The 24,388-nt window shown below is 42.9% G+C and carries 21 protein-coding genes; 5 read left to right on the forward strand and 16 right to left on the reverse strand.

Annotated features, from left to right (window positions below):
• Positions 1-256 precede the first annotated feature (256 nt).
• The 8 genes from opp4C to E2491_RS09290 form a co-directional block, all read right to left on the reverse strand.
• Complete coding sequence (opp4C, locus tag E2491_RS09255) at positions 257-1,162, reverse strand: oligopeptide ABC transporter permease (protein ID WP_134375224.1); 906 nt, start codon at positions 1,160-1,162, stop codon at positions 257-259.
• A gap of 16 nt (positions 1,163-1,178) precedes the next feature.
• A complete protein-coding gene (gene opp4B, locus E2491_RS09260; protein WP_134375226.1) occupies positions 1,179-2,144 on the reverse strand; it encodes an oligopeptide ABC transporter permease in 966 nt (321 codons plus the stop codon).
• 36 nt (positions 2,145-2,180) lie between these two features.
• On the reverse strand, positions 2,181-3,902 hold the full coding sequence (gene opp4A / locus E2491_RS09265) for an oligopeptide ABC transporter substrate-binding protein (protein ID WP_134375228.1): 1,722 nt from the start codon (positions 3,900-3,902) through the stop codon (positions 2,181-2,183).
• Between the two features lie 27 nt (positions 3,903-3,929).
• Positions 3,930-4,937 carry an ABC transporter ATP-binding protein gene (locus E2491_RS09270; RefSeq protein ID WP_134375406.1) on the reverse strand — a complete coding sequence of 336 codons (1,008 nt, stop codon included), beginning with the start codon at positions 4,935-4,937 and terminating at the stop codon, positions 3,930-3,932.
• A gap of 2 nt (positions 4,938-4,939) precedes the next feature.
• Positions 4,940-5,968: an ABC transporter ATP-binding protein gene (locus E2491_RS09275; RefSeq protein ID WP_134375230.1), complete on the reverse strand. Its 1,029-nt coding sequence runs from the start codon at positions 5,966-5,968 to the stop codon at positions 4,940-4,942.
• Between the two features lie 352 nt (positions 5,969-6,320).
• Positions 6,321-7,559, reverse strand: a complete 1,239-nt coding sequence (fabF, locus tag E2491_RS09280) for a beta-ketoacyl-ACP synthase II (RefSeq protein WP_134375232.1) — start codon at positions 7,557-7,559, stop codon at positions 6,321-6,323.
• A gap of 28 nt (positions 7,560-7,587) precedes the next feature.
• Positions 7,588-8,523 carry a beta-ketoacyl-ACP synthase III gene (locus E2491_RS09285; RefSeq protein WP_134375234.1) on the reverse strand — a complete coding sequence of 312 codons (936 nt, stop codon included), beginning with the start codon at positions 8,521-8,523 and terminating at the stop codon, positions 7,588-7,590.
• Between the two features lie 691 nt (positions 8,524-9,214).
• The gene (locus E2491_RS09290; RefSeq protein WP_134375236.1) at positions 9,215-9,400 is read right to left on the reverse strand and encodes a ComZ family protein; all 186 of its coding nucleotides are present in this window, start codon (positions 9,398-9,400) and stop codon (positions 9,215-9,217) included.
• A 140-nt stretch (positions 9,401-9,540) separates the two neighbouring features.
• Between E2491_RS09290 and E2491_RS09295 the strand changes: the two genes are divergently transcribed.
• Positions 9,541-9,726 carry a YjzD family protein gene (locus E2491_RS09295; protein WP_371414466.1) on the forward strand — a complete coding sequence of 62 codons (186 nt, stop codon included), beginning with the start codon at positions 9,541-9,543 and terminating at the stop codon, positions 9,724-9,726.
• A gap of 46 nt (positions 9,727-9,772) precedes the next feature.
• On the opposite strand, the gene clpB is transcribed toward E2491_RS09295, so the two are convergent.
• Complete coding sequence (clpB, locus tag E2491_RS09300) at positions 9,773-12,361, reverse strand: ATP-dependent chaperone ClpB (protein ID WP_134375238.1); 2,589 nt, start codon at positions 12,359-12,361, stop codon at positions 9,773-9,775.
• 139 nt (positions 12,362-12,500) lie between these two features.
• Here clpB and E2491_RS09305 point away from each other — a divergent pair, with 139 nt between their 5' ends.
• Positions 12,501-13,331 (forward strand): undecaprenyl-diphosphate phosphatase, encoded by an 831-nt coding sequence (locus tag E2491_RS09305; RefSeq protein ID WP_208528060.1) that lies wholly within the window; start codon positions 12,501-12,503, stop codon positions 13,329-13,331.
• Positions 13,332-13,414: 83 nt separating this feature from the next.
• Here E2491_RS09305 and E2491_RS09310 read toward each other — a convergent pair whose 3' ends face one another.
• Together E2491_RS09310 and E2491_RS09315 are read right to left on the reverse strand one after the other, a co-directional pair.
• Positions 13,415-13,723 carry a metal-sulfur cluster assembly factor gene (locus E2491_RS09310; protein WP_134375240.1) on the reverse strand — a complete coding sequence of 103 codons (309 nt, stop codon included), beginning with the start codon at positions 13,721-13,723 and terminating at the stop codon, positions 13,415-13,417.
• A 63-nt stretch (positions 13,724-13,786) separates the two neighbouring features.
• Positions 13,787-14,554 carry an alpha/beta fold hydrolase gene (locus tag E2491_RS09315; protein ID WP_134375242.1) on the reverse strand — a complete coding sequence of 256 codons (768 nt, stop codon included), beginning with the start codon at positions 14,552-14,554 and terminating at the stop codon, positions 13,787-13,789.
• A 160-nt stretch (positions 14,555-14,714) separates the two neighbouring features.
• Between E2491_RS09315 and E2491_RS09320 the strand changes: the two genes are divergently transcribed.
• Positions 14,715-15,524, forward strand: a complete 810-nt coding sequence (locus tag E2491_RS09320) for a Cof-type HAD-IIB family hydrolase (RefSeq protein WP_134375244.1) — start codon at positions 14,715-14,717, stop codon at positions 15,522-15,524.
• Between the two features lie 440 nt (positions 15,525-15,964).
• Here the strand turns inward: E2491_RS09320 and E2491_RS09325 are convergent, their stop codons facing one another.
• Positions 15,965-16,855 carry a YitT family protein gene (locus E2491_RS09325; protein ID WP_244093926.1) on the reverse strand — a complete coding sequence of 297 codons (891 nt, stop codon included), beginning with the start codon at positions 16,853-16,855 and terminating at the stop codon, positions 15,965-15,967.
• A gap of 155 nt (positions 16,856-17,010) precedes the next feature.
• Here E2491_RS09325 and E2491_RS09330 point away from each other — a divergent pair, with 155 nt between their 5' ends.
• Entirely contained in the window at positions 17,011-17,877 is an 867-nt protein-coding gene (locus E2491_RS09330) for a DegV family protein (protein ID WP_134375246.1), read from the forward strand.
• Positions 17,878-17,901: 24 nt separating this feature from the next.
• A complete protein-coding gene (locus tag E2491_RS09335; RefSeq protein WP_134375248.1) occupies positions 17,902-19,266 on the forward strand; it encodes a CoA-disulfide reductase in 1,365 nt (454 codons plus the stop codon).
• Between the two features lie 182 nt (positions 19,267-19,448).
• Here E2491_RS09335 and E2491_RS09340 read toward each other — a convergent pair whose 3' ends face one another.
• The 4 genes from E2491_RS09340 to E2491_RS09355 all read right to left on the reverse strand — a co-directional run bounded on the left by E2491_RS09340 (position 19,449) and on the right by E2491_RS09355 (position 24,364).
• Positions 19,449-20,477, reverse strand: coding sequence for a LacI family DNA-binding transcriptional regulator (locus E2491_RS09340; protein ID WP_134375250.1), 1,029 nt, complete (start codon positions 20,475-20,477; stop codon positions 19,449-19,451).
• Between the two features lie 90 nt (positions 20,478-20,567).
• Entirely contained in the window at positions 20,568-22,121 is a 1,554-nt protein-coding gene (locus E2491_RS09345; protein ID WP_134375252.1) for an alpha-amylase family glycosyl hydrolase, read from the reverse strand.
• Positions 22,122-22,211: 90 nt separating this feature from the next.
• Positions 22,212-23,054 (reverse strand): sugar ABC transporter permease, encoded by an 843-nt coding sequence (locus E2491_RS09350; RefSeq protein WP_134375254.1) that lies wholly within the window; start codon positions 23,052-23,054, stop codon positions 22,212-22,214.
• Positions 23,054-24,364, reverse strand: coding sequence for a carbohydrate ABC transporter permease (locus E2491_RS09355; RefSeq protein ID WP_134375256.1), 1,311 nt, complete (start codon positions 24,362-24,364; stop codon positions 23,054-23,056). Before E2491_RS09355 ends, E2491_RS09350 begins: the two co-directional genes overlap by 1 nt.
• Between the last annotated feature and the right edge of the window lie 24 nt (positions 24,365-24,388).

Genomic DNA, 24,388 nt, shown 5'->3' on the forward strand with positions numbered 1-24,388 from the left:
GGGCTAGTCGCCGCAGCTAGACATTAAGAAAAGCGGAGGCGGGCGTTTAGGGACGTACAAACTGGACTGGCCCCGACGGAGATAAAGGAAACACAGTGAACGGAGTGAGCTGATGTTGACTTATCGGACGAGGGGACGGGAAGTTTGCTAGTCCCTGCCCGCCGCAGCTAGACAAAGGAAAGCGCAGGATGTCCCAGCTCCGGCTTTTATATACAAAAAAGCCGAGACAAAGTCTCAGCTTTTTCAAGAAAAAATATTATCGATTTGATTTAGGATTAAACGCATCCTTCAACCCTTCACCAATAAAGTTAATTGAAAGAATCGTCACCGTAAGAATAATCGCAGGCGGCATCCAGATCCAAGGCTTATTGGCTAACACATCTGACTCCTGCGAAGCAGACAGCATGTTCCCCCAGCTAGGAATCGTCTGTGGTACACCATAACCAAGATAACTTAACCCGGATTCAGCGACAATCAGACCAGCAAATAGAATCGTTGCCTGTACAATGATTGTAGAAAGCACATTCGGTAAAAGATGCTTAATAATCACTTTTGATGGCTTACAGCCGATTGAAACCGCTGCAAGAATATATTCATTTTCTTTCTCAGCAAGGATTTTACTCCGTACAATACGGGCAACCCCACCCCAGCTGAGTAAACTGATAACGGCAATCAAAATGGTTAAACCGTCGATCTGTCCCTGGAAGATCGCACCGATAACGATTACGAACACAAGGAATGGGAAGTTCAAGACGAAGTCTGTAAATCTCATTAGTGCTGAGTCAACAAAACCGCCGTAAAACCCTGCAATGGCTCCAACAATTGTTCCAAACAGGATTACTAGCGCTGTACATGACATTCCAACGAGAAGAGATACACGTCCTCCGTACAAAATACGGGTGAAAATATCACGACCTGATTTGTCTGTTCCAAGCCAGTGTTCTCCACTCGGCTCAAGTGACATCTGACTGATGTTTACTTTTGAGATGTCGGCCGTCGTAATATACGGCGCTAAAAACGAAATAATAATAACAGTCAACAGGAAGAAACTGCTGATCATAGCCAGTTTGTTCCGAAGAAACTTACGTCTGGCAATGGCCCAAGGAGACATATTAATGGTTTTTTCCTGTGACTTTCCTGTATCTGCTGTTACGTTCACCATTTACATTCCTCCTCCATCAATCCAGACGTATTCTTGGATCAACAACACCATACAAAATATCAGCAACTAGATTACCTACTAATGTCAGTGTTGATAGCATCATTGTAATAACCATTAATGTCGGGTAATCTCGATTACCTACCGATTCCAGGAACAGCTGTCCGATTCCAGGATATGTGAAGATCGTTTCGGTAATGATCGCACCACTTATTAATGTCGCAATATCAAAGCCTAAAAATGTGATAAGCGGAATAATAGAATTTCTCATAATATGAACGTTGTAAATCTTTGAAGTTGGTGTACCTTTCGCACGTGCAGTACGGACAAAGTCCTTACGGCTATTCTCGATAATATCGTTTCTCAGGAATTGGGTGTAACTCGCAGTACCCAACAGCCCAAGCACGATTGCCGGCATTAACACGTGATGCACACGGCTTACATAATATTCAAAGGTTCCACGTTCAAGTCCAACCTCAACAGATCCTGCATAAGGGATCCATCCAAGATTAAACGAGAAGAAATAAATCGCAAATACCCCGGCAATAAATGATGGAATCGCAAGTCCGAGATAATTCAGACCACCGATAATATTATCACCTATTGTATAAGGCCTTCGCCCCGCAAAAATCCCCATCGCAAAAGCTAGAATATACGTAATTACAAGTGACGTCACACCTAAAAAGATAGTATTTGGCAGTCTCTCTGCCAACAGTGTAGAAACAGGTACTTTATATCGTGTTGATTTTCCAAAGTCGCCTTGTAGGAATCCACTTACCCAGTTGAAATACTGTACTGGGAGAGGATCGTTATACCCCAGTTTTTCACGCATTTCTTCAATATATTGAGGATTTGTATTCAGTGGATCAATCTCCCCGCTGAGTGAATCTCCCGGCATTGCTTTCGCCAGGAGAAACACCACAAAGGAGATAAGGAGAAGCATTGGAATCATACCGATTAATCGGCGAATTGTATACTTTAACATAGATACTCTCCTTATCAAGCATTACTTAATTAAGTCTTATTGAGCAAGTGACCACTCGTAAGGGTTGTTGTAACCAGATACGTCGAATGTTACGTTTTCAACGCGGTCACTTAGGCCCCAGATTTCATCAAGCTCAGCAATAAAGATCATAGGAACTTCAGAGGCTACAAGCTGCTGCCACTGAACGTAAAGGTCTTTACGCAACTCTTCATCTGTACCAACCACATCAACGTTTAGAGCGTCAGCAAGAAGCTTGTCAGACTCTTCGTTTTTGAAACGTGGGTAGTTCCAAAGCTGGTCAGATCCCCAAAGAGCTGTTGGATCTGGATCTGCTCCAGTTCCCCATCCACCAAAGAATGTTTCCATTGCAGGATCATCTTTTTCGATCATTTCGTAGTAAAGGTTAACTTCAGTCATTTCAAGCTCAGCATTAATACCAACTTCCTGCCAGTACTGAACAATTGCCTGAGCACGTGTTTCAAATGTTGGGTTACCAGTTGCATAGTGAGAGAACTTCGCTACGAAAGGCTCTCCATTTGGATCTTCAACAAATCCGTCACCGTCTACATCTACATAACCAGCTTCTTCAAGAAGTTCTTTTGCTCTCTCTGGATCATAATCATACGTTTCAAGATCAGCAGAGTCTGCAGCGATCCAGTGGTTAGATGGTACTGGTCCATCAATTGGCTTACCATAACCGAAGAAGAATGCGTCTACCCATGCCTGACGGTCAATTGCGTGAGCCATTGCTTTACGCAGGTTCAGGTCAGCATATTTTTCTTTGTCTTCAGTAATTTCTTTTGTTTCGTTATTGAATGTTCCAAGTTTGAATCCAATGTAGTAGTAAGTTAATCCAGGTGCTGTAATAACTTCTACGTTGTCAAGTTCTTCAACTTCAGGAGCATTTACAGGAGCAAGAGTAACCATATCGATATCCCCTTGTCCAAGAGCTCCAACGATTGTTGAGCTGTCAAGAACACGGATGTTGATTCCATCAAGCTTAGGCTCGCCTCTCCAGTAATCTTCAAACTTCACCATTTCTACTGCTTCACCAGGAATTACGTTTGTAACTTTGAATGGTCCAAGACCAACCGGCTTTGTACGTACCTGTTCTGATGCAGACATTTCTGCAACTGGAATACCTTCGAACTGTGCACGTGACATTGGGTAAGACCAAACGTTAACAAGGTTGTTAACACGAGCCTGGTCGAAAGTGATCTCAATTGTGTAATCGTCAATTACATTAAGACCTGAGATCGAATCAGCTTCGCCGTTACGGAAAGCTTCTGCTCCTTCAATAGTCTGTACGTTAGAATAACGCTGTCCATCATAATCAGGACTTGCAATTGTTTCAAGTGCGAACACCCAGTCATTAACTGTTAATTCAACACCGTCATGCCACATTACACCTTGCTCAAATGTAAATGTGAAAACTTTGTTATCTTCAGTTTCCCAGCTGGCAATACCAGGTTCAGGCTGAAGGTTTTCATCATAAGTAATTAAGGCTTCGTCAAATAATGCAAGTACTTCTGCATCTGTTGCGATTCCGTAGAATGCAGGGTTGAAAAGACCTTCCGGCGCAGTTTCAAAACCGTATGTTAGTGTACCGCCGGACTGTGCTTCACCAGCTGTACCATCTTCTGTTTCAGTTTCATTATCTGTTTCTGCAGGCTCTGCATTGTCTGAGCTACATGCTGCAAGGAATGCTGATAGAATTAACAGCATAGCAAGCATTAGCAATAAGGACTTCTTTTTCATTCTGTTCCCCCCAAAAATGTTTGTTTGTTAATAAAGAATGCAAGCTACGTGATGACCAGGTTTCACCTCCTTTAAAGCAGGCTTGATCTGCGAACATTCCTCTTTTGCCATTGGACAGCGCGTATGGAACGGGCAGCCTGATGGTGGATTTTGAGGTGATGGTACATCTCCCTGAAGGACGATTCTTTCTTTCCGTTTCTTCGGATCCGTTTCAGGAATGGCAGAGATCAAGGCCTGAGTATATGGATGCAATGGTTCAGCATACAGACTGTCATTTGTCGCAACTTCCACCATGTTTCCTAAGTACATAACACCAATTCGATCGCTCATATGTTTAACCACACTTAAATCATGGGCAATAAATAAGTAAGTGAGATCGAATTCGTTCTGCAGCTCTTTTAAAAGATTTAAAACCTGGGACTGAACTGATACGTCCAGTGCTGATACCGGCTCATCAGCAATGATCAGCTTTGGTTTAAGTGCAAGTGCTCGCGCAATACCGATACGCTGACGCTGACCGCCTGAAAACTCATGCGCGTATTTGTCATACGCTTCAGGTGGTAAACCTACTCTGCGAAGCAGCTCAAGCACTTCACTTTTCAGTTCTTTTTTACTGACTTTTCTGAAATTACGAATCGGTTCAGAGATAATATCCCCAACACTCTGAGTTGGATTAAGTGAAGCATAAGGATCCTGGAATACCATCTGGAAATCCTGGCGTGCTTTTCTTAATGCCGATCCTTTAATTTTCGTAATATCTTTACCATCAAACAGGATTTTACCTTCTGTTGGTGTCAATAGTCTTAAAATCGTACGACCCGTTGTTGATTTACCACAGCCTGACTCCCCTACAAGGCCGAACGTTTCACCTTTTTTGAGCTGGATATTGATGTCATCAACGGCTTTAACATAACCGACAGTCCGTTTAAAGAATCCGCCTTTAACAGGATAGTAGGTTTTTAGATTCTGAATATCTAAAAGAACTTCTTTTTCAGTTTTTGGCTGGTCAACGGCTGTTTCTCTTGATTGTGTCATGGTCATCTGTCTCCCACCCTTTCTTTCGGCTTGCTGTTTTCATAAAGGAGACATGCCACTTCGTGCTGTGGAGCATCCTCAGCAAGTTCAGGTGTTACCGTGAAGCATTCAGGCATTGCCTGAGGGCAGCGGTTCGCAAATCGGCAGCCAACCTGTGGCATCTTCTGAATGGATGGTACAAGCCCTTCAATCGTTGCAAGCGTTTCAACCTTTTCATCCATTTTCGGGATGGCACCCATTAACAGTTGAGTATAAGGATGTTTTGGATTTTCGAAAAGCTCCTCTACATCAGTCCGCTCAACAATTTTACCTGCATACATAACAATGACCTCGTCACAAATTTCAGCGACGACGCCTAAATCGTGTGTAATCATGATGATGGACATATCATTTACTTCCTGAATATCCTTCAAAAGCTCAAGGATCTGGGCTTGTACAGTAACATCTAGTGCTGTGGTCGGCTCATCTGCAATCAGAAGCTTCGGCTGACAAGCAATCGCCATCGCGATCATAATACGCTGTCTCATTCCTCCTGAAAGCTGGTGAGGATATTCTTCAACAATTTTTTCTGGTCTTGGAATACCGACACTCTTCAAAAGAGCTACACTTTTTTGTCTTGCTTCTTTTTTATTTATATTCTCATGGTTCAGCAGGACTTCCTCCAACTGATATCCAATTGTAAATACCGGGTTAAGAGCGGTCATCGGCTCCTGGAAAATCATTGAGATCTCTTTCCCGCGAATCTTGTTCATTTCACGTTCAGAAAGCTTCTCCAGATTCCTTCCCTCAAATTTAATTTCTCCTCCGCGTACTTTTCCGATTCCTTTCGGAAGGAGCTGCATAACGGACAGTGACATAACACTTTTTCCACAGCCGGATTCTCCGACTATTCCGACAATTTTACGGCGGTCTACCTTAAATGAAACTTTCTCAACGGCATTATAATAATCTTTTCCGATTTTAAATCCCGTCTGGAGTTCATTTATTTCGAGAAGTGGTGTGTCATTTTGTCCTGATGATTGTCTAACCATTTGAACACCTCTAATATTTCTTATTTTCAATCAATTTATATTATTTGTATAAAATACTATTACAAATAGATTACATTTTCAACTTGTTTTTTCTAATTTCTTTAATTTTTTCTTTTCATTTACTTGAAAACCCTTGATATATAAGGATTTTCTGCGATAAAAAAATCTCAAATTCTTTCTGAAATTGTTATTTTCGACAAGTAAATTTACAATTTTTTTATATTTACGTTATACAAGTGGGTAAAATGAATTATATTACAATAAGGTGCATGAATATTCATTCATTTGGATAAAAAATAACAGGGTGTGCGTCTGCACACCCTGCATAGGTATCGAGTCTATAGACTCATGATTAAGCTTTATACGTTTTGAATACTATGGTTGCATTATGTCCACCGAAGCCCAACGAATTACTCATCGCAACGTCTAAATCTGATTTCCTTGATTGATTCGCTACGTAATCCAGATCACACTCAGGATCCGGTGTCTCAAGGTTAATCGTTGGAGGAAGCACCTGATCTTTAAGAGATAAAACAGTAAAGATCGCCTCCACTCCACCTGCTGCCCCAAGAAGATGTCCCGTCATGGATTTTGTCGAACTGACAGCGAGTTTATAAGCATGTTCACCGAATACTTCTTTAATTGCCATCGTCTCGTATTTATCGTTATATGGTGTGCTCGTTCCATGTGCATTAATATAACCGACTGATGAAGGATCCAGACCTGCATCCTCAAGAGACTGTTTCATCGCACGGACGCCGCCTTCACCACCAGGAGCAGGAGCCGTAATATGATACGCATCTCCTGTTGAACCATAGCCGACGATTTCAGCATAAATGGTCGCGTTTCGTGCTAACGCATGCTCTAATTCCTCCAGGACAAGAATACCTGCCCCTTCTCCCATCACAAAACCATCACGGTTTTTATCAAAAGGACGACTTGCCTTTGAAATATCTTCATTCAACGTGAGAGCCGTATTTGCGACAAACCCTGCCATTGCCATTTGAGAAATTGGCGCTTCCGTTCCTCCTGTGATCATCGCATCAGCATCTCCGCGCTGGATCACTTTAAACGCATCACCAATAGAGTTTGTCCCGCTCGCACACGCTGTAACGGTACAGGAGTTCATGCCTTTCGCCCCAAGTGAAATCGACACTTGCCCTGCCGCCATGTCAGGAATCATCATCGGAACAAAAAATGGACTTACACGCTTATATCCTCTCTTCTGAAAAGTTTCAAACTGCTTTTCAAACGTCTCCATTCCGCCAATACCTGATCCGATCCACACTCCGATACGCTCTGCGTTTTTACTGATATCAAGTCCGGAGTCTTTCACAGCCATTTCAGAAGCAACGACTGCATACTGCGTAAAACGGTCCATTTTACGCGCGTCTTTTTTCTCCATATAATCTTCAATATTGAAGTCTTTCAGTTCAGCAACAGCCCTTGCAGGAAACTCCTCCTGATTAAGTCTTGTCAGCTCTCCAATCCCTGATTGACCATTTACAATATTATTCCATGAAGTTTCCACATCATTCCCAACAGGCGAAACCATTCCAAGACCTGTTACTACTACACGTCGCTTCGTCATACTTTCATCTCCCCGTTACCTGTATGTTTTATTTTCCCCAGCGCATAGCAATCGCGCCCCATGTAAGTCCACCGCCGAAACCGACCATGACCAGTAAGTCTCCATCCTTCACTTTTCCACTTTCCAGATCTTCTACTAAAGAGATCGGAATCGAAGCAGCAGACGTATTTCCGTACTTATTAACCGTCATTGACATTTTTTCAACCGGAAGCTCAAGCCTCTGTCTAGATGCTTCCATAATACGGATATTAGCCTGATGAGGGATAAGATAATCAACATCTTCCTTTGTCAGTCCGGCTTTCTCCAATACATTAATACTTGATTCACCCATTTGACGTACAGCAAACTTAAATACTTCACGACCATTCATGAAAATTCCGTCATCAGCCTGATAAAGGTGTGATCCACCTGAACCGTCGGCACCAAGTTCAAAAGATAAAATCCCTTTAGAATCATCAACAGGTCCAAGTACCATGGCACCTGCGCCGTCACCAAACAGCACCGCCGTATTCCGGTCTTCCCAGTTTGTGATTTTTGAGAGCTTTTCAACCCCTACAACCAAAACCTTCTGATATCCGGCATTTTCAATAAACTGTTTTGCAGTAACCATGCCGTACATAAAGCCGGCACATGCTGCAGATAAATCCATTGCTGCCGCTTTAACAGCACCAAGTTTATGCTGAAGAATAGTGGCTACCGATGGAAACGGACGATCCGGCGTTACGGTTGCAACAAGAATCATATCAAGCTCTTCAGCCTTCACTCCTGCATCCTCAAGGGCTTTTTCTGCTGCTCTTAATGCCATGTCAGAAGTATCAATATCGTCACCTGCTACTCTTCTCTCTTCAATTCCAGTGCGGGTGCGGATCCATTCATCTGATGTATCCATTCTTTTTTCAAGGTCTGCATTGGTTACGACCTGTTCCGGTAAATATCTGCCGATCCCCCATACTCCTGCACGCATATATCTTCCTTCTTTCTATGGTCTATTTTCATGCTGGTAAAATTATATGATCAATTATTATGACTTGGTACTAATTTTATCGGATGTTTTTATTTTTTTCAACTGGAGAGTCACTTTGCTGGTTTGTGACCCACATAATTTTTATAAAAAGTCGGACAGAAAGCCTTCACTTTTATAAATAACGAGAAATTAACCATAAAACCGGGCAGGACTCATCCTTCGCTTTCCGCGGCCGCGCGGTGAGCCAGCTAGTGCTTCGCACTACGCTGTCTCACCTGTCGCTTCTCTGCCGCAGGAGTCTACGGATGAGTCCTGCCCTTTGAGTTTGATCATCATTAAGCTAATAATTTTGAACAACTGAAAAAGTGCAAAGACCGGAGAGTTCACTTTCTATCAAATTTTAATCCAAATTTATTGAAGGATCTCCACATAATACAATATGAGTATAAAATCCATTTATTTTACTAAATTTAAACCAGAGGACCGGAAGCCCCCGAAGACTCCTGTGGCGAAAAGGGACAGGTGAAACCGATGTGCGAAGCACAGCGGGTTCACCGCCCGGCCACGGAGCGTAGGGGGCTTCCGGTCCGGCTTTTGTAATTCTTACCAGATGAGTCCTGCCAAGTTTTCAATTGTTACTTTAAATTAAAAACAGGACCAAGGCTGATGGGCATTGGTCCTGTTTGATGGGTTATTGATTGGATGCGTCCTGTTTGCCCAGCTCGTAGGCGTCGTTCATTGCTTTTGCGAAGATGGACATGAAAGGTTGAAGCGCTTCTATTGATACTTCGATGCCGGCTTCCTCCATTTTTGCTTTTGCTTCAGGCAGATATTTCATTGCGATTTGCATAAATTCCATTGTTTTGTCCTGTGCCATGTTATTCTCTCCTTCAATTTGAAATACTCAACTCTATCATCTTACCGCAAATTTATGAACATTTCATGGATTCGACATTTCTTTTACGCTACACTATGGTAAAATGTAAGCGATGTATTGTTTGAAACGGGGTGAATCGGTTGGCATATTTAATGACTTTTTTCTGGACTGCTTTACTTGTGAATATGACTGCTTATGTAGTTGGATCCATGAACGCGGCACCTTATGAGTTTACAACGGCGATGATTATTTCTGTCATTGTTACAGTACTTATTTTTGCGCTTGGTGCGGTTATTCCAAAACCACAGCCTTCAGAACACCATTAAAAAGCATGATCCCGGGAAATGGGATCATGCTTTTTTACTTTTGCATTTATTGAAGAACATCACTTTTAAATACAAATCTATCCTCATTCCGGTCAATCGTTACGTCACTGTGCGGGTGAATTTTACCCTGCAGCAACTCCTTAGCCAATAGAGTTTCAATTTCCTTTTGAATGAACCGCTTTAGTGGACGGGCTCCGAATGCAGGATTATAGGCTGTTTTGGCGATAAAGGAGATGGTTTCTTCTGTCAGTGACAGTTTGATATGCTGATCATCAAGTCTGTGCTGCAGATCACTGATGATCTTCTCAACGATGCCTTTCATGTGCTTTTCTGACAAAGGATTGAACAGGACAATATCATCGAGACGGTTTAACAGCTCCGGTCTGAAATGACGGTGAAGTTCCCTCATGACTCTTTCTTTTGCCTGTTCAGCAGGAAGCGCCTGGTCAAGTAAGTGATTTGAGCCGATATTTGACGTCATAATGATAATGGTGTTTTTAAAGTCTACAGTTCTCCCTTTAGAATCAGTAATTCTGCCGTCATCAAGCATTTGAAGGAGAATATTAAACACTTCCGGATGAGCTTTTTCAATTTCATCGAGCAAAATGACAGAGTATGGTTTGCGTCTTACCGCTTCAGTGAGCTGTCCGCCTTCTTCATATCCGATATAACCCGGAGGTGCTCCGATGAGTCTTGCTACCGAATGCTTTTCCATGTACTCTGACATATCAATTCTGATCATCTGGTCTTCACTGTCAAAAAGCGTAAAGGCAAGGGTCTTGGCGAGCTCTGTCTTTCCGACACCCGTTGGTCCAAGGAAAATAAATGAACCAATTGGACGATTTGGATCTTTAATACCTGCTCGCGCTCTCAAAACCGCTTCACTGACTGCTGTTACAGCTTCCTCCTGACCGATCACGCGCTCTGACAGTGTTTCTTCGAGTCTGAGGAGCTTCTGGCGCTCCGCTTCCATCAGTCTGTTTACAGGAATTCCTGTCCATCTTGCAACGATTGAAGCGATTTCTTCTTCAGACACTTCTTCACGCAGCAGACGGTTTTCATCACGGGTATTTTCATTCTCTTCTTCAAGCTGTTTGATTTCTTTCATCAGCTCCGGAATGTGTCCATGTTTTAATTCTGCAGCTTTTGATAAATCATAGTTATTTTCAGCATCTTCAAGCTCGCGGCGAAGCTTATCGAGCTCTTCTTTTTTCTGCTGAATCACGAGGAGTGACTGTTTCTCCTGCTCCCATCTCGTTCTCATACTGTCCGCTTTTTCCCGTAAATCAGAGAGTTCGCGTCTCAGAATATTGAGTCTTTCCATACTTGCCAGATCCTCTTCTTTATCGAGAGCCGCTTCCTCAATTTCAAGCTGCATAATCCGTCGTAATGCTTCATCCAGCTCCTGTGGCATAGAATCAATTTCTGTGCGGATCATGGCACATGCTTCATCAATCAGGTCGATCGCTTTATCAGGAAGAAAACGGTCTGTAATATAACGCTCTGATAATTTTGCTGCAGCTACGAGTGCTCTATCGTGAATCGTCACACCATGATGAATTTCAAAACGCTCTTTTAATCCTCTTAAAATAGAAATCGTATCTTCTTCATCCGGCTCCTGAACGAGCACCTGCTGAAATCTTCTTTCTAGCGCAGGGTCTTTTTCGATATACTGCCGGTGTTCGTTTAACGTTGTTGCACCGATACAGTGAATTTCACCTCTTGCAAGCATTGGCTTCAGCATATTCCCGGCGTCCATTGCCCCTTCTGTTTTTCCGGCACCGACAATGGTATGAAGTTCATCGATAAATAAGATGATTTGACCATTACTCTTTTTTACCTCAGCAAGAACCGCTTTCAGTCTTTCCTCGAATTCGCCACGGAACTTAGCACCGGCAACAAGTGAGCTCATATCGAGTTCAAATACAATTTTGTCTTTTAAGCCTTCCGGGACATCTTTTCTAACGATCCTTTGGGCCAGTCCCTCTACAATGGCTGTCTTCCCGACACCAGGCTCTCCGATTAACACCGGATTGTTTTTTGTTTTTCTTGAAAGGATCCGGATGACATGTCTGATTTCAGCATCCCGTCCGATAACCGGATCCATTTTTCCCTTCTTCACTTCTTCAATAAGGTCACGCCCATATTTACTGAGTGCTTCATATTGAAGCTCAGGATTTTGAGTTGTCACACGTCTCCCTCCTCTTATTTCATCTATAACCGTTTTAAGTTCTGTCTCTTTAACGTTTTGTTTTGATAAATAAGATACGGACGGCTGGCTTGAAAGTTTCATTAAACCCAATAGCAGATGTTCTATAGAAAGGAATTCATCCTGATATCCTTTCATAAACTCTTCTGAGTGCTTCAGCCATTTAGCAATATCATTAGAGATAACGGGGTTGTATTGATCTGCATGGATCGTCGAGAATGAATCAAGTCTTTGTTCAAGATAACGAACGAATGCTGCAGTATCCAGCCCTGATTTCTCTAAAATCTGATTGGTAAAATCATTGTTTTTCAGCATAGCAGTTAAAACATGTTCCATTTCAACAGAAGAATGGCGACGGTTTTCCGCCATCTTTTTTGCCTCTACGAACGCTTCCTGAACGCTGTATGTCATCTGTTCAAGTTTCATCCCGACACTCCTTTGACCTTTTTTGACCTTTATTGTATCGTAGCATGTTCTTCATCAAATTGTAAAGAAGATTCGCTTTACATCAGGTGTTTTCGGTGGTTAAATAAATACCATGTGACGAAAGAATGTGGAGGATTTTATGGATATTGAACAATTATGGATTATCTTAAAATTTCTATTTTTAGGCCTGTTTCAGGGTTTAACAGAACCTATTCCGATCTCATCAAGTGGACATCTTCTTCTTGCCCAGTATTTTCTTGGCGTTGAGATTGAGGGAAACTCATTTACTTTTGAGCTGCTGGTCAATTCAGCTTCCTTAATTGCGGTACTGATTATTTACCGCAAGGACATTGCAAGACTGATTGTAAGAGGACTCGGTTATATTAAAACGAAAGATCCAGAAGATAAAACAGAGTTCAACTTTATAATTTTTCTTATTGTCGGCACGATACCGGCCGGTTTGATTGGAGTTCTTTTCGATGATGATATTTCACGTTTATCAAGCCCTCAGACCGTTGCGATCACACTGATGATCACGGGTATTGCCCTGTTTTTAATTCGTAATCTTCGTGGAAAACGCGGGGAAAACGGAATGACGATGAAGGATGCACTCATCATCGGTTTTGCCCAGGCAGTGGCACTTATTCCCGGGATCAGCCGAAGTGGAGCCACTATCGTAGCGGCAATGGCCAGAGGCATCCATCAGGAAACGGCACTGCGCTACTCATTCCTGTTATTTATTCCTGTAAGTCTTGGCGGGACCGTTCTGAGTTTGTCTGATTTTCTCTCTGATGATAATATCGCAAATCTGTGGTTCCCATATTTATTAGCATTCCTAGGGTCACTCGTCGCTTCCTACTTTTCATTGAAATGGTTCATGAACATTATGGCTAAAGGAAACCTGATCTATTTTGCGATCTACTGCCTCGTTGTTGGACCGATCGTATTACTGGTTCTGTCATTGTCATAATCGAAAACGATATAAGTCTTTCATTACGCAAATAAAGCACAAAAAAGCTGGAACTGACACGAAGTCGGTTCCAGCTTTTTTTATCATGTAATCCCTAATGCAATCTTTGCGTAGCGGGACATATTATCTTTGCTCCATGGTGGGCTCCAGACAATATTCACATCTACTTCTTTCACTTCAGGCACGTCAGCAAGTGCTGCTTTTACCTGATCCACGATTACAGGTGCCAGCGGGCATCCCATGGATGTGAGGGTCATCTTCACTTCTGTATTTCCAGCGTCGTCCATCGTTACGTCATAGACTAGGCCAAGGTTTACGATATCAATACCAAGCTCGGGGTCAATAACCTGCTCGAGGGCGCCCATGATGCTGTCCTTTGTATCCTGATCCATCGAATCACTCCTTTTGCGCTTACTTGTATTTATCATACCAGAGTTTTCAGCTGACTGAAACCGTTAGGCCTGCATGTGCCTGTCAAACCATTTAACCGTCTCAAGCAACCCTTTACGCGTCACCTTATGACCTTCCGTTTCCTCTGCGATAAACCGCAAATGATCCGGGTTTTTATTGTAGGATGGGTAAATGGATTTAAAAAATGCATAGGTTGGCTCAAAAGGAACGACAGTATCAGCCTTACCATGCCAGAATAGCAGTGGGCGATTTAGCAAACGGTCCGGATGAAGACTTAAATCATAGTCCTCAAGAACCTGCAGCTGCTCATCAATTTCCTCTTCACTCATCGGAAGCTTAAAGCCGTTTTTCTCAAAATGCTGGATCTGTGCCTTAGCAAAACCGACATAGGCCGGTGAACCCATCAGACTGACACCTGTGTGGATCCAGTCATATTTCTTTAAAGCGCCAAGCGTCGAAATACCGCCCATGGATGTACCTGCAACGCCGATTCTGTTTTCATCGGTCAGTCCATCAAATAAAAGCTTTTCCTTCAGAACTTTTAATTCCTCAATCATACGGATGACAATTTGCCAGAAACGTGTACTCATCACCATTTCGTCAGATCCATCAGACCGCTCTCCATGATAAGGTGCATCAGGTAAAATGACTCTGAATCCTTTTTCAGCGAGCAAATATGCGTAATGCAGATTATGTTCTTTCGCACTCATAAACCCGTGAATAAAAATAACCGCCGGACGCTTTTCCTCTCCAGGCTTTGTTATATGTAGATAAGGAATGCTGCCCACTTTTTCGTTATGTACTTCAATCATTGCCGGTCTCCTTTCGTTCTTTCACTATAAAAGCGTATCACATATCCAAATAGTGGCACAGTGATTTGATTGAACCTTGACGTAAAATTTATGGAACCGTCAAATAAATGTTACAATAAAAATGGAAAGTCCAACCGGGTTTAGAAGGAGCGGATATTCAATGGAGAAACATTTAATCGTGCTTGACCTAGACGGAACGTTACTGACCGATGAAAAAACCATTTCGGAGAGAACGAAAAAAACCCTCTTTAAAGCGAAAGACCATGGACACGAAGTGATGATCGCCACAGGGCGGCCTTACCGTGCCAGTGAAGCATATTACAGGGAACTTTCACTCAATACACCTATTGTTAACTTTAACGGCGCATTCGTACACCACCCGCTCAATGACAAATGGGGCATTCACCATGAACCGATGGATTTAAGCGTCGTGAAAGAAATTGTTGATGCCTGCCACGATTTCGATTTTTATAACATTGTAGCTGAGATCCTGGATGATGTGTATCTGCATTATCATGATGAAAAGCTTCTCGATATATTCAGCTTCGGTGATCCAGTCATCCGGTCAGGAGATTTAAGAACCTATCTACCTGAAAATCCGACCAGCATGCTGATCCACGCTGAAGAATCACAGGTCGACAAAATTAGAAAACACCTCAGCGATGTCCATGCAGAAGTCATCGACCACAGACGCTGGGGTGCACCGTGGCACGTCATCGAAATCGTCAAAAGCGGCCTCAATAAAGCAGTGGGAATCCAGAAAGTATCCGATCACTACGGTATTCCAAAAGACCGTATTATTGCCTTCGGAGATGAAGACAACGACCTCGAAATGCTCGACTTTGCAGGCACAGGCGTCGCCATGGGAAACGGCATTAACTCCGTCCATCAGACCGCCAACTACATCACCGGCTCCAACAATGAAGACGGAATTGCAGTATTTCTGGAAGATCGTCTTAAGCTAAAATAAAAATGATCCTGCCCTGGTGGCAGGATCATTTTTTTATCTTTGGGATGAGCTGGACGGCGGATTAAACAATTTTGCTGAGTTATTTAACAACAGTTTATCTTGATTTGACCACTCTTTATCTTGATTCGACCACTCTTTTCACTTATTTGACAACTCCAAGAGATTATTAAACAACTCTCCCTAACAAACCTGCACACGGCCTCGAAGGATGAGACCCGCCCGGTTTTATAATTTCAATCAATATTATGAATGATGAGAATGCCGCCCATTTCACTTTTCTCATAAAAGCAACGGGAGTCAATTTAACCAAAGGGCCGGCCTCATCCGGAGACTCCTGCGGCAGAGAAGCGACAGGTGAGACAGCGTAGCGCAGAGCGCTAGCTGGCTCACCGCGCGGCCGCGGAAAGCGAAGGATGAGACCGGCCCGGCTATTTCAAAAATCAATCATCCTTCCTGAAAAACCCGAAAATTCCCGTTGTTTGAATGATATTCGTAAACGCATACGGATCCACCTTATGAATAATCCGCTCCAGCTCAAACAACTCATACCGCGTAATCACCATAATAAGCATCTCCTTCGGCTCATCCGTAAACGCACCCTTAGCAGGTACAATCGTAATCCCCCGCACTAGCTTCTCATGAATCGCCTTTTTCACCTCAGAAGACTTATTCGTTACGATCATCGCCGTCAGCTTCTCATGACGAGTATGAATCGCATCGATCATACGCGTTGACACATATAAGGTAACGAGCGTATAAAGACCCTTCTCCCATCCAAAAAGCATACTCGCAGCCAGAATGATGACTGCATTCATGATGAAAAAATAGATCCCTACAGGTTTATCATTTAATCGGGAGAGAATCATCGCAATAATGTCCATTCCTCCGGTAGAGGCACCCCATTTAAGCGTAAATCCGACTCCCACTCCCGCGATCACACCACCAAAAACAGCGTTCAGTAAAATATCCGGCGAAACCTCCACTACCGGAATAATCTCAAGCGCAATCGTTGTAAATCCAACAGACAGCAGGCTGTACACCGTGAACATCTTACCGACTCTGATCCAGCCAAGAATAATCGCAGGAATATTTAAGATTAAAAGCAAAATCCCTGTTGACAAAAAAACAGGTGTAAAATCTGCCAGTATATTTGAGATCAACTGCGCAAGCCCTGTAAAGCCACTGGCAAATACATTTGCCGGAATAAGAAAAAGATTAAGTGCAATTGCATTTAAAACAGCGCCGATGATGACAATCGCGATCTTTCTGGACTCTAACCAGATTGTTTCATTCGATACTTTTTTTAACTGAAAAGAAGACTCTGATGCCAATGGATTCCCTCCTTTTTACTCAGGTACGAACGTTTATTCAGCACCTTATGTTACCTTCATAACCTCTTTTCCCTTAACCTACACCAATTACATTGTAAATTCCAACTAAAATCGCTAAACTTGTACCATAAGACTTAATTCAAAGGAGCAATTATATGACTATTCAATTATTTGCAGACAGCGCCTGTGACCTTCCCGGTTCATTTTTTGAAGAAAACCAGGTTACTCTTCTCCCGTTACACGTACATATTGGGGACAACGACTATGAAGATCTGGTCACGATCCAGTCAAAGGAAGTGTTCGATGCGATTCGAAATGGCGCGCATCCAAAAACATCTCAGGCAAGCCCTAAAAAAATGGAGGAAGAATTCACCTCCCTTGCAAAATCAGGTAAAAAAGGACTTTATATTGCCTTTTCTTCACAGCTTTCAGGCACTTACCAGACAGCCGTCATGATCAGAGACCAGGTAAAAGAGGAATATCCGACACTTGATTTAACGATCATAGATACGAAATGCGCCTCCCTCGGTTATGGATTGGTCGTACACAAAGCTGCTGAGCTGTTAAAATCAGGTGCAAACTTTGACGATGTGGTGGCTGAAAGTCAGTTTCAGGCTGAACATATGGAGCATCTGTTTACCGTAGAAGACCTTGATTATCTCGCGAAAGGTGGACGCGTGTCGAAAGCATCTGCTTTTATCGGCGGACTTCTGAATATTAAACCGCTGCTTCACGTTGAGGACGGAAAACTGGTACCTCTTGAAAAGCTGAGGGGCAGAAAGAAATTGATGAAGCGGATCATTGAAGTGATGAAAGAGCGCGGTGATTCTTTAGAAAATCAGTTGATCGGTATCAGCCACGGAGACGAAGAACCTCTCGCCGAAGAAATGAAACGCATGATTACAGAGGAATTTGGTACAACAACATTCTACACAGGCATGATCGGTTCCGCTGTCGGAGCACATGCCGGCCCTGGAACTCTTGCTATTTTCTTCTTAAACAAACAGTCTGCCAGATCATAAAAAGATAGAAGGAGGCTCCATTTAATGAAGAAAAAGATTCTTGTCGTAGGCGGTGTAGCTGGTGGTGCAACCTTCGCATCACAGCTGCGCATGCTGGATAAAGAGGCAGAAATCATCGTATTTGAAAAAGACGGTACGATGTCATTTGCTAACTGTGGGCTCCCTTACTACCTCGGCGGTTTTGTAAAAGATAAAAAACAGCTGATTGCTGCAACCCCCGAGTCCTTTCAGAAGGATAAGTCCATCGAAGTAAGAATTCTGCATGAAGTGACCGGCATTCTGCGTGATCAGAAAAAAATTATGATTCAGGATCATATAAAAAATGAACGCTATGAAGAATCCTATGACATACTTTTATATTCTCCCGGAGCCGTTCCCATTAAACCGGACATAAAAGGCTTGAGTAATGGTAACTGCTACAGCCTGAGGTCATTCAAAGACATGTTAAAGCTCGATGAACACATCTCAACAAAAAATTATCAGTCTGTCTGCCTCGTTGGAGGAGGATTTATAGGGCTTGAAATGGCTGAGAACTTTAAAGCAAGGGGACTTGATGTTCATCTCGTTCAGCGTTCTGAGCATGTCCTTAATCTGTTGGATCAGGATCTGTCATCTTTACTTGAAGAAGAACTCAACAAACAGGGCGTTCACCTTCATTTAGCAGCAACGGTTGAAGAAATTGATGATGACGGAACGACTTTGCGATTATCTGACGGAAAGGAAATCACCGCTGACTTTCTGCTCCTTGCAACCGGGATCAAACCGAATCACCATCTCGCTGAGCAGGCTGGTCTCGTCATCGGAGAAACCGGCGGCGTTAAAGTGAATGAATTTATGCAGACAAGTGATCCTGATATTTATGCGGTTGGTGATGTCATTGAATCCTTCGATTTCATCACAAAAAAGCCTAAGCGTGTCCCTCTCGCCTGGGTCGCACACCGCGAGGCCTATATTGCTGCCATGCATATAACGGGCACCCATCTTCCTTTCAAAGGCATTTTAGGCACTGCGATCTGTAAAGTATTCGATTTAACCGCTGCATTAACAGGTCACAGTGAAAAGTCACTGCAAAAACAGGAAATAGAATTTGAAACCGTAAGCCTGACAGCGAGACAGCACGCCGGTTATTACCCTGGTGCTGAAAAATTCACCATCAAAGTACACTTCTGCCCCTACTCCGGGAAACTATTCGGTACACAGGCAGTCGGAAAAGACGGCGTTGACAAGCGTATGGACGTGCTCAGCACAGCCATTTCGTCGGGTCTGACTATCACAGACCTTCAGGCGCTCGAACTCTCTTACGCACCGCCATACAGCGCACCAAAGGATCCAATCAACATGCTCGGCTACAAAGCCGTCCCAAAACTCAAAAAACCCTTCCCGCAATAATCCGGGAAGGGTTTTTCATTAAAAATAATTAATTGAAACGATTCTTATTGGAAGTATCCCTCCGTAGAGGTATGCCCCGGATGGATCTTTACTTTCTAAAAACAAGAATTAGTGTGCCACTATCTCAAAGGTCCGGGTCGCATCCGAAGACTCCTGCGGCAGTGAAGCGACCGGTCCGGTTTTTATTTCACATGCTCAGTCGAAAACCTCGACACAATCTGATGCGGCACCGTAATCCTCGTCGGCGGCTCATTCGGATTCTCAATACGCTTAATCAGCTGACTTGAAGCCGAAAACCCAAGCTGAAAAATATTAATATCCACTGAAGTCAAAGGCGGCCTCGACATCTCAGAAAATAACGCATTATTAAAACTGATGATTGAAATATCGTCCGGAACTGTTATATCCAGCTCACTCAGCGTATTCAGCACGCCAAGAGCTAAGAGGTCATCTGTCACCAGCAACGCAGTCGGCCTTTCATCCAGCGGAAGCTCCATCAGGGCACAGACCGCTTCTTTCCCACCTTCAAGCAGGAAACTTTCATGAAGAACATACTGTTCACGGTAAGGAATTCCCGCTTTTTTCAGCGCGTTTTCATATCCCGACAGACGTTCAACGGTTACGACAAGTTTTGCATCTCCACCAATATAGGCAATCCGTTCATGTCCCATACCAAGTAAGAACTCTGTTGCATCCAACCCTGCCTTGAAATTATCGTTATCAACATGTGTAATAGCCTCAACGAAATTATACGGTTTTCCAATCATGACAAAAGGAAAGTTCCGCTCACGCAAATACTGCAAAATCCTGTCTTCCACCTTTGAATAAAGAAGGACAATTCCATCAACACGGCCACCCTGAACCATCTGCACAACCCCGTTGTATATATCCTCTTCACTTTGTCCGGTCACAAGCTGGAGAGCGTATTGCCTTTCATGTGCCCCTTCACTTAATCCCCGGAGTACGGTAGGGAAAAATGGATTTTGAAAAAAGACGTCAGATGATCCAGGGGTAACGAGACCGATAACCTGAGTTGACTGATTCGCCAGGCTTCTCGCAATAAAATTCGGATGATAACCCAACGTATTCATCGCTTCTCTTACTTTTTCTTTCGTCCGTTCACTAATTCTCGGGTTATTAGCAATCACACGTGAAACAGTTGACGGAGCGACGTTTGCCGCCTTGGCTACATCTTTTATAGTAACTGACAATACACTCACCTCCTATATGTTGACGCTTACACAATAATCAATACTGTCTGTCAGCAGAGAAAAAATTATCACACTCTGCTGACAGGTTACTTATGATGCGATGCTCTCTTTCTTTTTACCCTTTTTTCTCATATAAATGAATAATCCGATAAAGAAAATCCAAACCGCTGCAATCGCTGCCAGGAACCAGTAATTAATACCCGTCTCCTCTGCCACAACATATACTTCAGCTACTTCACGGTCGAGTGTAATTCTGAACTGATCATTTTCAGATCTTACTAAATCTCCACCAAGAAGTCCGCGCAATTCACTTGAATCCTGATAGTCAGCTGTTGCAAGATCCACGGATTGCGTTTCACTCGTATTATTGATTGCGATGACAGTTGTTTCATCCTCATACTCTCTCTCATAGACAAGCATACCATTATCGTTATAAAGTACTTCAAGCGTTCCGCGCGTAAGTGATGGAAGCTGCTGCCTTAGTTCTCCTAGTTTACCGATATACTCCTGTAGCTCTTCATCGACATTCAGGTCCATCAGCCTCCGGTTATCCGGATCTTCCCCACCGTCCAATGCGATTTCAGACCCGTAATAAATGATCGGAATACCAGGAACAGTGTACATAAAGGCAGTTGCCATTTCCCATCTCGTGCCCGGGAACATATTGTTTTCAGAAGCGAGTCTTGTAAAACGTGTCATATCATGATTATCAATAAACGTTCCCATTAAATAAGGATCGTTAAAGAACTGCTGATTGTAGTCCCAGTAATTGAACAATCTTGACGAATTCTGATCTGTATTCTGGAAGACTGTTCTCATCTGTTCCGCTAAAGGAAAATCAACAAATCCGTCAATCCCTGTGTCGGCGTATTCAGCGATTTTTCTTATGTCAGTATCATAGACTTCCCCAATTAAATAGAAGTCATCCTTCACAGATTTAACTTCCTGTGAAAATTCAGTCCAGAATTCAGCCGGAACGTGCTTAACTGTATCAAGTCTGTATCCGTCTATGTTTGTTTCTTCAATCCACCATTTAGCGGCATCAAATAAGTAATCCCTGACTTCCTGATTTTCAGTATTTAAATCCGGAAGACCGTAAATCCATCCGTTCTCAAGCTGCTCAGGATCATTGTTATCTCTGATCGGCTGTTCAGGGTGGTACCAGTCCTCACGCTCAGGATCATCCACCCATTCGTGAGTTGGTGCAGTATGATTGACGACGAAATCAAGAATCACTTTAATATCCCGTTCATGCGCTTCATCTACAAGCTGCTTAAACTCTTCAATCGTACCAAAATGTTCTTCTGTCTCGTAAAAATCCTCGATCCAATAGCCGTGATAGCCCATCTCCTGATTTTCGAAAATCGGTGTCAGCCAGATGGCAGTGAAGCCCATATCCTTAATGTAATCCAGTTCATTGATAATCCCCTGGAAATCACCACCATGATAAGCTCTTGGATCTTGTCTGTTCACAGTTAAATCATTTGATGTGTCACCATTATTGAAACGGTCCACCATCAGAAAATAAATTGTTTCATCCTGCCATTTTCTCTCTTCCTTTTCAACAGCGTCAGCCTGACCTGAAAAAACGCTATTAAAAAGGAGGATAGTGATGAGAAAAAGAGCACTTCCGACTCTTCTCACCTCTTCCCCTCCTCCTTTATATGGGTATATTCCATTAAATATCGTAAGCTTTCGATCTGCTGTAATCAGAGTGGCAAATCAGACAACGGTTTAACCTTTTGTTCCACCTGCTGTCAGTCCTGAAATCAGGTAACGCTGGGAGAACAGATATACAAGTGCGATTGGCACAGCGATCAGAATCGAACCTGCTGCAAATCGTGTAAAGTTATTGTCAAACTGATTGCTGATAAAGTTGAACAGTCCAAGTGCCAGCGTAAAATTATCCGGATTTCGCAGAATAATTCGCGGCAGGAGGAAGTCAACGAACGGCGCCATAAAGTTAAACAGCGCTACTACTCCTAAAATCGGTTTTGCAAGCGGCAGCATAATTTTGAAGAATACGCCTAAGTGACCTGCTCCATCAATTCTTGCAGCTTCATCAAGCTCCTTAGGTATTGTATCAAAATAACCTTTTACGAGCCAAGCATTAAACGGTATTTGTCCTCCGATATAAATCAGTGTCAGACCTACAAGAGAATCCAGAAGTCCGATCATATTTAATAGAAGGTAAATGGCAACCATCGCCATTAACGCCGGGAACATTTGCAGTAACAGGAATGCGTATAATCCGTATTTGCGTCCCGTGAATTTGTAGCGTGAAAATGCGTATGCTACGAATGATGTAATCACGACTGAGAAAAATGCATTGGCAATCGCGACCATGACACTGTTTTTATACCATGTCAGATAATCACTCGACGGATCCGTGAACAGCCACTTATAGTGAACGAGTGACCAGTTTTCAGGAATCAGCTGTGCAGAATAAAGACTTGTACCCGGGTTCAGTGACATACCAACTGTCCATAGAAGAGGATAGCCGATTACAACAGCCATAAAAGCTAAAAATAGATAAATGAGCGTTACTTCGATGTTAGACTTAGCCTTTTTGCTCATTAAATATTCCCCTCCTCTTTAAATGAACGTGTTTTTCTAAATTGATAGAACGCAAAACCTGTGACAATCAGACCGAGAATCAGTGTAATCGCTGCAGCCATACTGTACTGGTTCAATTCAAATGTTAAGTCGTAAACCCATGAAATCAGGATATCGGTACCGCCCGCGTTTTGACCACGCACAGCAGGTCCACCTTCATTAAACAGGTAAATAATATTAAAGTTATTAAAGTTTCCGGCATACTGCATGATCAGTAATGGGGCTGTTGCATACAGTACGTGCGGAAGTGTAATGTTTCTGAATTTCTGGAATCGGCTTGCTCCGTCTACATCTGCTGCTTCGTACCAGTCTTTTGAAATACTTTGAAGAATACCGGTAAATAGCGCAAACACAAATGGGAATCCGAGCCATGTCTGTATCATGATTAATGCAATGCGTGTCCAGAACGGATCCTGAAGCCACGGGATCGCAAGGTCAAACATTGCGAGAATATCCGTATTTATCGCACCGAAACGATCGTTAAACATCGCTGCAAATACAAGGATCGTTACGAATGCAGGTACTGCCCATGGAAGAATTAAGATCGTACGGATCGTCCGCTTGAATTTAATACGCGGATCGTTCACAAGTAAAGCAAGGAATAAACCAAGACCGATTTGCAAAGTCGTTGCAACAACTGTCCAGACAATCGTCCAGGTAAATACACTGATAAATGTATCCTGCCAGATATTATTTCCTGCTCCGCCTGTTTCAAAGAACAGACGTGTGAAGTTATCAAAGCCAATCCAGTTTAAAAGGTTACGTGGCGGCTGGTTGTATTGTGTGTAATCTGTAAATGCCAAAGCGATCGTAAACATCAGTGGCAAAATAACAATAAAGGCAAGCATCACAAGCCCTGGTGTTACAAAGAAATATGGGAATCCTGTATCCCATACGTTACGTGCTGCTTCTTTAAACGTTGGTGTTTTTTCACCGTCACGCAGACGGATTGCATCTCTTTTAGCATCCTTCACGTTGGCTACGTATAGGACAATAAAGAAGGCTATAAGAATCACAGAAATTAAACCATAGATTAATAGAAAAACAGAGTTATCAACACCCTGAAGTGTACCGAGTGTTCTCAGCCCCCAGATGCCTGTATTTAGAAAACTCCCAAGCGTCAGGATAAAGGAAACTTCGAGGATAATGAAGAGTATTCCCTTAACGTATCTGCGGTTGTACAACTGGCCTAAGCCGGCAAGAAGAATAGATAGAATGACAGCTAATCTGGGGTTATGTGAAGTTTTAGCTGTCGAGTTAGCAGTTGACATGTCATCGCCTCCCTAGCGAGCGTT

Origin of the sequence: Jeotgalibacillus sp. R-1-5s-1, assembly GCF_004405105.1 — a bacterium.
GTDB lineage: Bacteria > Bacillota > Bacilli > Bacillales > Jeotgalibacillaceae > Jeotgalibacillus.